General features: G+C 56.9%; 14 protein-coding genes. 4 read left to right on the top strand and 10 right to left on the bottom strand.

Annotated features, from left to right (window positions below; translation table 11 throughout):
• Nucleotides 1-66 precede the first annotated feature (66 nt).
• Both ACFFUC_RS12070 and ACFFUC_RS12065 read right to left on the bottom strand, forming a co-directional pair.
• The gene (locus ACFFUC_RS12070) at nt 67-591 is read right to left on the bottom strand and encodes a PRC-barrel domain-containing protein (RefSeq protein WP_377686557.1); all 525 of its coding nucleotides are present in this window, start codon (nt 589-591) and stop codon (nt 67-69) included.
• Between the two features lie 39 nt (nt 592-630).
• Nucleotides 631-837: a CsbD family protein gene (locus ACFFUC_RS12065; protein ID WP_377686556.1), complete on the bottom strand. Its 207-nt coding sequence runs from the start codon at nt 835-837 to the stop codon at nt 631-633.
• A gap of 901 nt (nt 838-1,738) precedes the next feature.
• Between ACFFUC_RS12065 and ACFFUC_RS12060 the strand changes: the two genes are divergently transcribed.
• The 3 genes from ACFFUC_RS12060 (at nt 1,739) to ampC (ending at nt 4,205) form a co-directional block, all read left to right on the top strand.
• Complete coding sequence (locus ACFFUC_RS12060) at nt 1,739-2,191, top strand: TspO/MBR family protein (protein WP_377686554.1); 453 nt, start codon at nt 1,739-1,741, stop codon at nt 2,189-2,191.
• Between the two features lie 147 nt (nt 2,192-2,338).
• The gene (locus ACFFUC_RS12055; protein WP_377686552.1) at nt 2,339-2,983 is read left to right on the top strand and encodes an SOS response-associated peptidase family protein; all 645 of its coding nucleotides are present in this window, start codon (nt 2,339-2,341) and stop codon (nt 2,981-2,983) included.
• A gap of 79 nt (nt 2,984-3,062) precedes the next feature.
• Nucleotides 3,063-4,205 carry a class C beta-lactamase gene (gene ampC, locus ACFFUC_RS12050; RefSeq protein WP_377686550.1) on the top strand — a complete coding sequence of 381 codons (1,143 nt, stop codon included), beginning with the start codon at nt 3,063-3,065 and terminating at the stop codon, nt 4,203-4,205.
• Between the two features lie 246 nt (nt 4,206-4,451).
• Here ampC and ACFFUC_RS12045 read toward each other — a convergent pair whose 3' ends face one another.
• From ACFFUC_RS12045 to ACFFUC_RS12035, 3 genes are all read right to left on the bottom strand, one after another.
• Complete coding sequence (locus tag ACFFUC_RS12045; protein WP_377686549.1) at nt 4,452-5,354, bottom strand: mechanosensitive ion channel family protein; 903 nt, start codon at nt 5,352-5,354, stop codon at nt 4,452-4,454.
• Nucleotides 5,355-5,844: 490 nt separating this feature from the next.
• Nucleotides 5,845-7,041, bottom strand: coding sequence for an HlyD family secretion protein (locus ACFFUC_RS12040; protein ID WP_377686547.1), 1,197 nt, complete (start codon nt 7,039-7,041; stop codon nt 5,845-5,847).
• A gap of 3 nt (nt 7,042-7,044) precedes the next feature.
• Nucleotides 7,045-7,554: a hypothetical protein gene (locus ACFFUC_RS12035; protein ID WP_377686546.1), complete on the bottom strand. Its 510-nt coding sequence runs from the start codon at nt 7,552-7,554 to the stop codon at nt 7,045-7,047.
• Nucleotides 7,555-7,965: 411 nt separating this feature from the next.
• Here ACFFUC_RS12035 and ACFFUC_RS12030 point away from each other — a divergent pair, with 411 nt between their 5' ends.
• Nucleotides 7,966-8,208: a hypothetical protein gene (locus ACFFUC_RS12030; protein ID WP_377686544.1), complete on the top strand. Its 243-nt coding sequence runs from the start codon at nt 7,966-7,968 to the stop codon at nt 8,206-8,208.
• 938 nt (nt 8,209-9,146) lie between these two features.
• On the opposite strand, the gene ACFFUC_RS12025 is transcribed toward ACFFUC_RS12030, so the two are convergent.
• From ACFFUC_RS12025 to ACFFUC_RS12005, 5 genes are all read right to left on the bottom strand, one after another.
• Nucleotides 9,147-9,353 (bottom strand): cold-shock protein, encoded by a 207-nt coding sequence (locus tag ACFFUC_RS12025; RefSeq protein ID WP_377686542.1) that lies wholly within the window; start codon nt 9,351-9,353, stop codon nt 9,147-9,149.
• A 715-nt stretch (nt 9,354-10,068) separates the two neighbouring features.
• A complete protein-coding gene (locus tag ACFFUC_RS12020) occupies nt 10,069-11,103 on the bottom strand; it encodes a Hint domain-containing protein (RefSeq protein ID WP_377686540.1) in 1,035 nt (344 codons plus the stop codon).
• Nucleotides 11,104-11,190: 87 nt separating this feature from the next.
• Complete coding sequence (locus ACFFUC_RS12015; protein WP_377686539.1) at nt 11,191-11,727, bottom strand: hypothetical protein; 537 nt, start codon at nt 11,725-11,727, stop codon at nt 11,191-11,193.
• A complete protein-coding gene (locus ACFFUC_RS12010; protein WP_377686537.1) occupies nt 11,724-11,930 on the bottom strand; it encodes a hypothetical protein in 207 nt (68 codons plus the stop codon). The genes ACFFUC_RS12015 and ACFFUC_RS12010 overlap by 4 nt, the downstream gene beginning before the upstream one ends.
• Complete coding sequence (locus tag ACFFUC_RS12005) at nt 11,927-12,607, bottom strand: hypothetical protein (RefSeq protein ID WP_377686535.1); 681 nt, start codon at nt 12,605-12,607, stop codon at nt 11,927-11,929. Before ACFFUC_RS12005 ends, ACFFUC_RS12010 begins: the two co-directional genes overlap by 4 nt.
• Nucleotides 12,608-13,480: the final 873 nt, after the last annotated feature.

The following is a 13,480-nucleotide window of genomic DNA, read 5'->3' as shown; positions in this document are numbered from 1 at the left end:
CCACTGTTCTACAGAGACTGGCAAAGCACGAGGGGCGCGACAACTGTCGCGCCCCTCTTAAGCATTTTAAGGGTTTGGTGCCTCGTAAGCGGGAAGAGCCTTCAGCTCGTCCTTCGACATTGAAACATAGGCGCGCATATCGCCATCGGCATTTTTATAGATGGTGACCTTGTCCGGCGCCAAAGACACGCGGTGTTCGCCCATCCCCAGGAAGCCGCCGACATCCGTGACGATCCCCGTGACGGCATTGTCGGCTCCAATTACGACATCTGCAACTTCGGCGATTTTTGTATCGCTCGGATCATAGATGTCGACGCCCTTCAGTTGATCAGCCGTCATCGTGGCGACTTCGGTCAAGGCGTAGCCTTCCGGAACGGTGATCACCACGTCGGCAGGCGTGCCCATCGGTGTCAATGCCGTGTCGGTACTTGCATCAGGCACGGTGGCCGCGGGATCCGGAGCAACCTCTGCGCCGGAAGGCTCAGTCGCGGCGGGCGCGGTGGTGCCTGGCGTTTCACCCGTGCCTTGCGCAAAGGCGGTGCCGCCGAGCATGACGGTGGCAATGAGCGGGTACAGGATACGGTCTTTCATCGGATTTCTCCTCAATTCTTTTACGGGGCAAGGGCACTCTTACGCGCGGTCTTTATCCGCGAAGAAACGATTGATCTCTTCATTCGCGCGCTCTTTGGTCCAGCCGTATTTTTCCTGCAGCTTGCCCGAGAGCTTGTCCTGCTTGCCCGAGATTTCCGTCAGCTCATCATCGGTTAGGTCGCCCCACTTTTCTTTGACGCCGCCTTTGAGCTGCTCCCACTTTCCTTGAATGATGTCCCAGTTCATGGGTTCCTCCTTGGCTGTGTGATTGCGGTAATCGGGGAAACAACAGGGGGAAGTGCAGAGCGGTTCCGAAAACGGTTTTGAGCGGGTTTTGTCAGACTAGGAAAGATGGCTATTTTTGTTTATAAATAGTAGTTTATGTGGTTTCTGAACTTTTGGTGAGCGCAGGAGTTTTTTCCGACAGTCAAAAGTCAGAAAAGGGGGCACGGCAGTGTTGCGTTGCTGCTCTGCGCTACATTTGTTGTAGTATTCTTACATTGATTCAGCGACTTAAAATACTTCGCAGCGATGGCCATCAATCCAACAGGTCTACCCATCGCGTCTCCTGCAAGAAGAGATCTTGCAGAGTGTCGATAGTCAGCCTCGCAGTAAACTCGCAAGCATGAATACATGGCACATAGGCTTGTAGTTCGAAGTGGCAGCGCTCGGGATTTTAACAACATTGCTTTATCGGAGCAGGTACGAACACAATTTGGGCGACGAAACCAACGGCAGGCGGCTGCCAGCGATTGACCCCCACAAAACTTTTCTTCATTCTAAGGGCGCGAAACGGTCGTCGCATGGCCACCTGTTGCAGAGGAGCCGCGAATGAACAAAACTATCGCAATTACCGATGCAGAATCTCGCCGCACTCTACTTTTTAGCACTCCCCCTTGGCGCTTGAAAAAGCTGAAATGTGGGATTGGTGGGTGCCGTATTTCTCTTATTCACGATGACGGTACCGTGCGCTGCGTCACAACGAGCGCGGAAGAAAGAACGGTGAGGGCTCGTCTGGAAGGCTGGTAGCAAAGACTTGCTTTCCTGATTTTGATACATTCCGATATTTCGGTCCTCAACCTGTGGACATTTATCTATGTAACTTGGTTGGAAGGATCTACGAGCTACCAAATGAAGGAATGCGCATATGTCTCGTTCGAAGTATCTGGCATTATTCATTTTTGCCGTCGTCGGCCTCGGGCTGATCATTGGATATCTGAATGTCCCGGGAGCTTGGTATGCGGGTCTGAGTAAGCCTTGGTTCAACCCTCCCAACTGGATATTCGCGCCGGTCTGGACTGTGCTTTATGTGCTGATAGCAGTCGTGGGTTGGCGTTCGTGGTTCATCTCGATGAGGGCGGACTTAAAGGCACTTTGGGTAACGCAGATGTTTCTCAACTTTCTGTGGTCACCGGCTTTCTTCGGTGCTGAGAAACCTGCTTTGGGCTTGGTCATTATTCTCTTCCTGCTGGCGACTATTGTTCTGTTCATCGTGCGGGCGAGAAAAGTTGACCCAGCCTCAACGTTAATGTTCCTGCCCTACGCGGCGTGGGTTGTGTTCGCGACCTTGCTCAATGGCGCAATCGTCATGCTTAATTAAAGACATGTTGTGAACTTTGTCGCCGCTATCTCGTTGTTTCCTTATCAGTGTATGAGGAGAAAGAGATGAGAGGCATTATTGCTTGGCTGCTCGGCGTCCCGATCTTCGTGATCATCCTGCTCTATTTTTTCAACGTCTTCTGACACCATGTGCAACCTCTACCAGACCGCGAAGTCCGCCGATCTTGTCGCGCAGCTATTTCGCGAGCCGCTGCGCGATCTGACCGGCAACGAGCCGTGGCCGGAGGATGTCTATCCCGACCGCACCGCGCCGATCGTCCGGCATGACGGCGACGAGCTGGCGGTGGCACGGGCCCGATGGGGCATGCCGACGCCGCCGATGTACCTCAAGACCGCGCGCGATCCGGGGGTGACCAATATCCGCAACACCAGCAGCCCGCATTGGCGGCGCTGGCTCGGACCGGACCATCGCTGTCTCGTGCCAGTGGTCCGCTTCTCCGAGCCTGCGGCCGATCACAGGCCCGTCTGGTTCGTGCCGGTCGATGGGCAGCCGATGTTCTTCGCGGGCATCCAGACTCAGGGCTGGACCTCGGTGCGCAAGGTCAAGAACAGCAACGGTGGACGATCTGTTCGGCTTCCTGACCTGCCCGCCGAATGCGGAGGTCGGCGCTATTCATCCCAAAGCAATGCCGGTGGTCCTGACCGAACCGGACGAATGGGCGGCGTGGCTCTGTTTGCCATGGGATCAGGCAAAGGCGCTCCAGCGGCCCCTGCGGGACGGGACGCTACGGACTGTATAGCGCGATCGCGAAGAGCCCAAACCAGACATTGAGGCATGTGACCCTTCAGCTCGTCTGCCCTTTGCGGTTGAGATCGGCTATGTCTGCTCCAAAAATCACATGGGACAAGACATGAACCACGTTTCGATCCTCTCCATCCTGCTCATGACGGCCTCGGTGACGCCAGCACTCGCGCAAGACAGCGGTCAGCAGCTCGAAGATGAAGCCGCTGCAGCCTTTGAAAGCGCCATCAAGGAATATGATATTCCCGGCCTTATCGTGGGCGTCACCCATGGCGGAAAGCACAGCTTCTATCAGACGGGTCTGGCATCGCGCGAGGATCGACGGAGCGTAACTCCCGACACCCTTTTCGAACTCGGGTCCATCAGCAAGATCTTCAACGTGACGTTGGCCGCCATGGCCGAGGCACAGGGCAAGGTGTCGCTCGATGCCCCGGTCGCGAGTTATCTGCCGTCCTTGCAAGGCTCCGCGGCAGGGGAGTTGACCCTGACGGATCTTGCAACGCACCATTCGGGCGGTCTGCCCTTGCAGGTGCCGGATGAGGCGAAAGACGTTGATCAGCTCATCGATTGGCTGGAGGACTGGCAGTCGCCGGAGCCGGGTGCGCGCAGCTATTCCAACATCAGCATCGGACTACTGGGCTACATTACTGCCGACGCGATGGGCATGAGCTATGCTGATGCTCTGCAAACGAACCTCTTTCCCGCGCTCGGGCTGACGAGCACATGGGTTGATGTCCCAGCAGATGCGATGGGTTCTTATGCCTTCGGCTACGACCGCAAGACAAATGCGCCAATCCGCGTGACGCCCGGCGTGCTCGACGACGAGGCCTATGGCGTGAAATCGTCGGCCCGCGACATGCTAACTTTGCTGGATGTAGAGCTTGCGCAAGGCAATGCCTCGCCCGAGATCCGCGAGGCAGCGGCCCGCACACAGGTGGGGCAGTTTCAGACGCGACTGTTCACGCAGTCAATGATCTGGGAAGCATATACTTGGCCGGTCGATCCGGAACTAATGGTGGAGGGGAACGGCTACGACTTCATCCTTGAACCTCAACCGATGGATGAAATGAAAGTGGCGCGCGATCACGACGTCATCCTGAACAAGACCGGGTCCACTAATGGCTTCGGTGGCTACGTCGCTATGGTGCCAAGCGAGGATTTGGGCGTCGTGGTCCTCGCGAACCGCAATTATCCTAACGAAGCCCGAGTGCGCGCTACCTACGACCTGATCACCCGCATCTTGGCCGAATAAGCGAGATTCCCTGCCGCATCACCATGCAGGCAGGGACATACCGAAGGTCAGCTTTGTCCGCATAACAGACGCCGCACCTCCGCCACAGTTGCCCCACTTTGCTCGACAATTGGGGGCAAGGTGCCTGATAGGCTCGCCCGTCGGGCTCAGAGAATCCTCGCTGTACGAAGTGAAATTTTTAGAAAGCCGACGGAAAAGGCACGGGTTGCTATAGATATTTAAAGCCTGCAAGAGATCATTGCCCGTTCAGTCGTTAACTGGCGCCTCATTCGCATCCGCTTCAGGCAATGGGCTCAGTGGTGCCATGGCGATGCGGATGCCGCGCTCTCGAAGGACGCGGTCGATGGCGATGAAGACCTCGTTGCGACAATCCGTTTCCCGATCATGTCGGGGGACCCAATATTTCACCTGATAGGTTATGCCCTGCGGGCTATAGCGCAGGACGTGAATATCGGTCTTTCGATCCGCGATCAGAGATCTGACTCCGCGCAGTGCCAGCTTTATCAGGTTCCGTGCTTCGCTGACCGAAATTTCCGCCGGAAGGGTCATCTCGATCGCGTCACGATACTCTTCGCGCGGTGCGCTGAAATTGGTGATCTTCTGCCGCGAGATCTGGCTGTTTGGCAGAATAATGTAGGTGCTGTCCCTTGTGACCAGGCGCGAGGTCCGCCAGCCGATCTCGACGACACGGCCCCGCCCCAAAGTGTCGATCTGAATCCAGTCGGCGATCCTGAACGGTGCCTCGATGCTGAGCGCGAGGCCCGAGAAAATGTCTGCCACGACGTTGCGGATGGCAAAGCCTAGAACCGCCAGGACCAGCCCCGATCCCGTCAACAGTCCAGAGAGGTCGTCACGCAGGAACAGCGACAAACTAACGATGGCGACCAGCGTGTAGATCACCGTACTGAGGACATCCAAGACCACCTTCGGAACGGGCCGTTGGCCCTTGCTTCGGATCTGCAGCCGTTGACGCAGAAACAGCATGATCAGCCGCGCCCCAGCAAACAGCGAGAGCGAACCGGCGACTTGCCGGATAAGGTCAGTGGTCAAGATAGGCTTCAGCCGCTCGCCCATTAGCTCGTGCAGGGGAGAAGCCAGAATGGCGATGAGAATGAACACCGTCAGGCTCAAGCTTGCCGGGATCAGCACGCGCCATCTGGTCCGAAATGTAGTGTTAGTCATGAAAGCGCCTCCGCCAGAGCGGCATATCATCCTTGTCGCATATGTACCAATGAGCGGGCGCATTGGGTCGACAGAATAGCCCCGAGGTCCTTGGGTGCTATTCGTGCCTTGTGGCGCGAAGTCTACAGTCCGCCCCGCTGGACGACCATGTGGCAGCTCCGGCTGACACCCATGCTGTGCCTGCAAATGGAAGCTCTCCCTGCATCGCTGCCGCCACCGCCACCGCCGCCGGCCTGTGGGAGATAGGATCGGCAACGGCAAGATCGACGTCGGAGCCCATCACCGACATTCGTCTAAGCTCGGGCATGGCCTAGCCGTTCGCAAATGCAGTGGAGCGCGGGGACGTCTGCCTGCGGTCGAAGCGCGATGCGCCCTTCCTCGTAGCCACCGTTCAAGCACGGCACAACGATAGGGCAAACCAGCCCTTGCTAAAGCTCTACAGAAGATACGACGACGATCAATGCCCGCCGCCACCTGACAGACCGATTCCGGAAATCAACGCTCCCCATACCTTCAGTCGTAAGCCGATCGCCTTAATAACTCCGGTGGCAGAAATAACATGGCCACCAAAGCCGGGAAGGTTGTTGGTATAGGTTTGGACGATACAGCCGCTGCCATCGAGCATGATCGAGGCATGTTCGGGGTGAACCAGTTCGAAATAGACGAGCAGCGAGCCTTGGGTCATGGCTGCGCGCGGCTCGACCAGTTGTCCGCCAGGAACAAGTTGCCCTGCAGCGACCGCAGGTTGGATGGAGGATATATGCGCTGGCAAAACGCTATTTTTGAATGTCAGGCCCATATTCGCGCCGCAGGCAATTTCAGCAGGCATTCCTTCATAAAGCGCCGCGCGAGCCACTTGGGGAAAGCCCGCTGTGATTCGTACCGGAACCTCTGGATCGCGGTCAGGAATGATGACCATTGCCGGGCTAAGAATGAGCTGCGAAGCCGGGCTTCCTGCGCCCAGCACCATTTGCGTTACCACACCGTCCGTGAAGCTGCGGACTTCGGTTTTGTCCAGCGCAGCCTGAGCGGCCTCCAGCGCGGCCTCAGCGGATTTACGTCTCGCCGGAATGCTGTCATTCAGCTCTGTCTGTACCAGAGCAATTTGGGCCTGCGCCGCTGCCAGGCGAGCTTCGCCGACAGTTGCTTCGGCCTGGAGAGTGCGAACCGCATCTTGTGTGCCAACCTTGCGATCAGCAAGCAGGGTAGCCTGTTCCAGGTCTTCTCGCGTTAGCTCCAGTGAGGCAGCTGCTTCAACGACGCTCGCCTCTGCAGCAGAGAGCTGGTTTCCTGCCTTGGCCTCGTCAGCTTTCAGCGCCTCCAAGCCAACTTGAGCCCGCTTCAACTCCGCAAGTTGGGCACTATTCTCGATCCGAAACAACAAGTCGCCGTTCGACACGCGCTGGCCATTGCGGACATTCACCTCTGTCACAGGGCCGTTTGTCTGGGCCACCACCGAGACCGTGCGGAATGGTAACACACCCGAGTAAGATTTCGGGTGGAAGTAAAAAATCATCACGAACAGGGCAAAGGCCATGATGCCCCAAAGGAAGAACGCGGTTCTCATGTTCCAGACGGACATCGCCTCGCCGCGTCGCTTGAGCTGGAAGTAGCGAATGATGACTGGGAAAGACGTCAGCAGCAGTTCGAGCACAGTTCAGTTCCCCTTCTCGGGTACGGCAGGGGCAATTGTGGCTTCAACGTGTTGCAGCTCAGTCCCGGCAGTTTCACTAACAGAATCCCGTGGCTCTGGCGCCGCGGTTGTACTTTGAACTTGCTTTGTATTTGGTGCGACAGATGCGGACTCAGCTTCCGTCGGAGCCGCCGCTGCAGTGACGAACGTGCGCACATCTACCAATGAATGAAAGCGTGACCAATCCGCCATAAGCGAGATTAAGATTGCGCTAAGTGGCAACAGCAGACTGAAGTGGTCAACTGGGAACACCTCGTAAATCAGCGCTATCGTCAGCATAGTAGGAATCGTCTTTGCAAGCGGCGTGCCCTTTGAGCGATGTTCGGCCCAACGATCAAATGCAGCGTACAAGGAAATAAGGCCAAAGATCGCCAGAAAAAGTACTGCAATAGCGATCCATGCCAAAGAGTCCGTCTCGCCTGGTCCTACAAACCAAGATGGCGCGCTGTGGGCGACATCGGTTTCACTCGCCATAATGTGCCTCATGAATTACAGGCTGGAGAAAATTTTTTGCAGGTTAGCGGGACATAAGGGGCATGTCTACACGAGGTAATTATCTAAGTCATGTCGACAAATGACGCAGCCAGATCGCACTAACAATCCCTGGTATGAAAAAGCCAGCCAACTCGAGGCCCTCGTGTCTGAGATCACTGCGCGCCGTTTGAGTGACCGCACGCCCGATTTGATGATGTAATGGCGCAACGCTGTCCGTTGGCACTCCGCCCCAGGGGGCGATCGTGCGGTCATACAAGCTTGCTTCTGTACCGCGCCTGCGAACGGCGGCAAGGCCCCGCATCGCTACCGCTGGATCTCTTAACATGTTCACTGTATGTTCTCGGCGTGGCGGGCATAACGATTCGAGATCTGATAGCGGAAGGGGTGGCGTTGCAGATCCGTTGCACCGGCTGCGGCAAGACCTATATCTATCAGGGCGACTTTCGCCTTCGGACGGTCGCGACGCCAAACATGCGCATCCGCGATCTACAGTTTGCCCTGCGGTGCAAGGTCTGTCGCGCGCGAGGCGAAGTTGAGATGACCATCCCCCAGACGGTGATCGATGACGTTCGGCGCATTGCCAATCCGGTGAGCCCGCTTTCAAAGGCCGGTCCTCCGCTATGGCGCTGGTGAGCCGGTCAGCTGTGGCTTCTTCCCAGGCGCTCCCTTATCGCTACCACATCGAGTGCGAGTGCGAGTGCGAGTGCGAGTGCGAGTGCGAGTGCGGCCATGTCCGCTACGCGCCGGTCGGCAGTCCGCTCATCCCGCGCGATCAGTTCTTGGAGCGTTCCTGTTGCGCATGGTTCGGTAGGTTGGGGGCGAAGGGGGTGAGCGTTGAGGTAAACGATACAACGTCCGGTTGGATCAAGGATTAACGGGTTCGAGATGTGGCCAGCCGCAGCATTCTTGAAGCGACTGGCGTATTCATGCCCAATCGCTATCGTGAGGAGAGTATTGTCTCAACACCTTAGGAGGTTGCTTTGGTTGGTCAATTTGGCGATTTAGACTACGTAACAAATCCCGACATGGTTGCCTTCACAGTCGGTCGGTTGATTTGCGCGAAGGTAGCGGACGGTCGTGAGGTGTCATTGGCTGCACTTCTTTCGCGTTTGCAGCAGATTGCTGGCGGGGGCTCTGATTATCGCCCGGAGGGCGTCAGCCCCGAAATGGCTGCTGCTGCTCTAGCACATCTTACTGGTGCAATCTCTAAGGCCGCCTAAACGCATTAGCTGGCCAAGCTACCGGATTGGAACTGCAGGTTGGCCAAGAAATCGGATCGTTACTCGAAAACACGGTGAAACAAAAATCTAACGACCACGCCTTGTGTCTACTGCACAAGGTTAGGTGTCGCGATTTGTCGACTTAGATATGTGTGTTTTTGCATAGGTAGTTTTGCCTATACGGCTTTGGGTGTTCCCGCTCTCGATCTCGGTTTGCCGAATGCAGGTAGGGGGAAACGATGGCACCCTCTACACGGCCTTGAGCGCTCTGGGTGCGGGTGTTCTGGCGATGGTAGAACGGCAATGCCCTAATACAGAAAGACCCGCGCTAAGCGGGTCTTCCAGTTCATTTCAGAGGGTCTCGATTTTGACCGCCGAGTCGCGGCCGTCGCGGCCTTTTTCGACCTCAAACGACACTTTCTGGTTGTCGTTCAAGCCGGACAGACCGGACCGCTCGACTGCGGAAATGTGGACGAAAATATCGGCGCCACCAGTTTCCGGGGCAATAAAGCCGAAGCCTTTAGTGGAGTTGAACCATTTCACGGTGCCATTGGCCATTGTGATATTCCTTTATACACCGCCCACGGAATGCAGCGGTCCGGCAGAGCTAACGATCGAAAGCTGAGCCGAAAGGAACAGGTCCGAAAAACATAAGATGCATGTGTCATATAGGGTAGTCCGCGCCGATTTGCTACGAATGAGTCGACAAATCCCGTTCGCCAGCGCTTAGTCCTTGTTATTGATGTAAACAATTCGCGGGCAGGGCTTCTGTATCGCCATGCGCAAGCTGCCATTGCGCATGGTGCGGCGAGCCCGGGCCGAAGGGCGGAATCGTTGAGGTGATCGACACGACGCCCGGCTGGGTCAAGGACTAGCGAGTGCTGGCCAGTCACCACAATGAACGCAAACCCCTGAAGCGACTGGCCACGCTCGAAGTGTAGGGAACTTGCGAGCTGAGGTGTTTATGGAGGGTTGGGTCGGGGATGAAAAGGCTTGTCTGGTCAACCAGCGGATCGCAACACTGGTTGACCAGGGCCTTCAGTGAGTGTCTGCCTGCACTCGTTAAACACGCTTCGAAACCAACAGATCGATAACCTACACCTTTAGTTTAGTGTACAAAGTTAGGTCGCGTGCATCTGATTTTTTCGTCAGGTAAATGGAAATATCGCTGAGCTATTTAATGGATAGCTAGCCATTGTTTTTGCTGGAACATCCCGTGCCGACACGCGCCGGTTGCCGTAGCGAGCGGGCGCGGCCGGATTTTCGGCCTCGGTCAAGACAACGGTTGGAGGTTGACCGCGTGACGTTCGACCAACTTCCGGGCTTTCTTTCCGGCAGGGATCATTCGCGCTGGATTTGGCAGGAGGTCGGCCTGTGCGAGTTCAGGAAAAATCGCCAGTATCTCTTCCTTTGCTTGCGGCCCAACTGACTTGAGAGCCTCTGGTCCTGTATAAAGAGACTCGGTTTCTGCGCCATTTGAGGTGACAACTTCATGTTGATCGAGGAGGAAGTGGAAATATTCAACGACCTGCAGATCGTTAGCGGTGTTGATGCCCTCAAGTTGTAGAAGATTTTTGGCCGCGACCAGAATCTCCTCGGCGCCAAACATACGGCGGGCTATTTTTGAACGGACAAGAATGCGGTGCTGGGGCGAAACCAACAGATCTTCGCTAGGGACATTGGGGCCGAGTGCGCCTGATGCGATACGAATTGGTCGCAGATTGTCAGGGATTTCGGCTCGGCTTCCGCCGATTGTCGCTGAGCCAATCCACCTGATCACTTGCAGGCCATTGTCCTTTGTTACGACACGATCGCCCACCTTAATTGTTTCGATCGGGACGAAGCCCTGCTCTGCAGCGATCATCGTCCCTTTGCAAAAGCATGCAAATTGCGTGTAAGGAATTGGCGTGCCAAATGAACCGGTTCCTTGGGAAGATGTAATGTCGCCGCCAAAGGCGCTGGAAACCTTTCCGTTCAAAATGGGGAGGACGATCGGAACGGCATTCCCTTGACCAACGTAGAAGCTGACGGTCTGTACCGTCACGCCGTCTATGACGACGGTATCGCCATAGTAAATTAGGCCGATCTGTTCAGGGACGCCGTTAACGGTGATCGTGTCCCCAGTGTTCACGGTGATCGTTCCGCTTTCGTCAACGTCGTTGATCTCGACCTGTATTAGGTGTGGTGTCAGGTCATATGGGGGGCCGTTGGAGCCATAGGCGTTGTCGTCAAAAGTCCATCCGGGAATGTTTAGGTAAGCAAGCTCGGTGAGCTCCACGTTCCATGCGTCCAAGATCCGTCCGGGCATTCTTACCTCACCTTAAGGTTGTGCCGGCAATTGATTGCGAACGACGGTATCCATGTCAATGAAGTAAAATTCCGCGATTTGAGCGCGTCACCGCCCTCCCTCCCCAGCAAGGGCGCGCAGGGCTCTCGCGAAGCGATACCGATATCGTCGGAAATCGGCATCAGTACCTTCCATCGCGATATTGATCAGGAAAGTCCTTTCGACAGGCGTGATGATTTCAGCCGCAGGCTTCGCCGCCGCCTCGACGCTCACCATGCCCGCGCTGGACGGGGTGGCGTAGACTGGTAGGATGCGGTCAAAAGTCAGCAAGGCGCAGTTGCAGGCGTGCTTGGCTTCTGCCTCCGTCTCGAACGCACTCCCTTCGAAAAGCCACGCCACCGGTTTCGGCTCAGGGTCGGGCTGGATCGCGGCGAGGATGCGGGCCTCGTAATCGGCCTGCGCGGCGGCTTTGGCGGCCTCTCTCGTCTCGAACGGGCCAAGATGGTCAAAGTACCAGCTCCCGTTGTGCGACAGCTCTATGAGGTACTCGAAACCATTAGCCCACGATGCGTCTGGTCTGTCGGTCCATTCCAGCGCCTTGATCGTTCCGCTTACCCGCGCGGCGGCGGTCGGGGTAGGGGTCATTTGCGCACCTCCACTGGAAGGCAAACGCCAACGGGGTCTTCCGCTCTATATGGCTTGCCCAGCAAAGACAAAATCTCCCCCTTGGCCCATTCGCACAACTCCCGACTCTGGAACTCTTGGGTTGTGATGTGCTTCGTTGCGCCCGAGTAGCCGGGGTTAGTGATGATAAGGAAAAGGGCGAATACCCCGTCTGTATTCATCATGCCCCCGCCTCCTTGCGCTGGTCGAGGCGGGCGAGGATGGCGGCGTGACAGCACTCATAAGTGACGCCTATATCCTCCCGCATACACACCTCCGCACACGCGCGCGTCTCTGCGTCCACGGCCTGCTTGACGATCTGGTCAAGGGCAGCAGTGGCGTCGGGGTCGAGAGCGCGGATTTCAACAATCCCGCGATCTAGCGCGGCATTCCAAGCATGTTCCGCATGTTCATCCGCGTCTTGGTATTTTCTAGCGGCCAAAGCTTCTGCCGCCGTCTCAAGCCGCGCCCCGCGCTTCGCCTTCTCCGCCGCAAGCTCGGCGGTCAGGCGGGCGTTCTCGAACTGGAGCGCGGTATTCTCGGCGGTCAGCCCGTCGATCACATTGTTGCTCGCGGCGATGATGCTTCGCAGCCCCTCGACCTCGGCAGGCGCAGAGGGGGCGGTGAGATCGGCGCGGCGGTTCAGCTCGAACCACGGGTCGCCCCGTTCTGCATCCCCGTGATCATCGACATGGGTGTCTGGGTCAAATCCACCAGCAATGGGGCGAAGGATGCCGAATTTGATAGCGAGATCAAACCGGACAGACGCTTCGGTATCGCAGTGCGCACCCCAATCCTCCATGATGGCAAGGCCGAAGCCTTCCCAGTTGGGCATCTCCGGCGCTTTATCCACGGCGCTCATGCTGCACCGCCTTTCGCGCGCGCGGCAATCGCTGCGGCAGGGTCCATGCGCAGGTAGTCCAGATCGGGCGACATGGGGTCGATGAGTGCGGTCAGGAAGGCATACGTCAAGGCGTTGGTAGCGCCGCCCTCGCAGCCCGCATGGTGCACGAAGGCTTCGGCTCCGAACGCAGCCGCCAGAGCGATGCTATCGTCAAGCCGACTCTCGTCGTCCGTGACGGAACTGGTCGTGAAGCGCGAGAAGCCCGGCAGGCGTCATGTGCGCGGTTGCCTGCGCCGCCCGATCAATTGGGATGTGTTGACCGGTCGCCCGCGGGGGTATGGGGCGGGCGTGAGGTGATACACTTTCCGCCGTAACGCCTTGATTACTGGTGCCACACTCTTGCAGTACGATACCGTTCAGGTCATTGAAATTGCGGATTGATTGCGGTTCTCTTGGGTGCGCCATAAAAATCAGTCACTTAGATAACTCGTCCATTCTGTATCTAGTTTAGAGCACAGGTTGGCGCGCAGCATGGCTGCTATCCGTAGTGCGGCGGACTGTTTCCAGATGGTTTTGTGAGTGGTGTCAGTAGGTCGTTCCAAATACCTCGGGGCTGACGCCGCAAAAGCCCGACGCCACCCGGATTGTCGCCCCATTCTGCATGGTCCAAGTGATGGCCGGCCACACTCTGCCGCAGGCTGCCGAGGCCTCTAGCGATCCTGTGGCCGGTTGTAACGCCTCATTTCAGACCACGGCTTTGATCGGGACAATTTCCAGTATCTCGGCGGCGCGTTTGTTTACGAAATCGGCGATCTTGAAGTAGCCGGTTCGCGTGTAATGATCGCTATCCGCAAATTCGTCGGCCGAGAGCAATGTATCGATATCGATGAA

Origin of the sequence: Paracoccus cavernae (assembly GCF_042430175.1) — a bacterium.
Lineage (GTDB): Bacteria > Pseudomonadota > Alphaproteobacteria > Rhodobacterales > Rhodobacteraceae > Paracoccus > Paracoccus cavernae.
The sequence above is the reverse complement of the archived record's forward strand: the minus strand, read 5'-3'. Positions and strand labels throughout refer to the sequence as shown.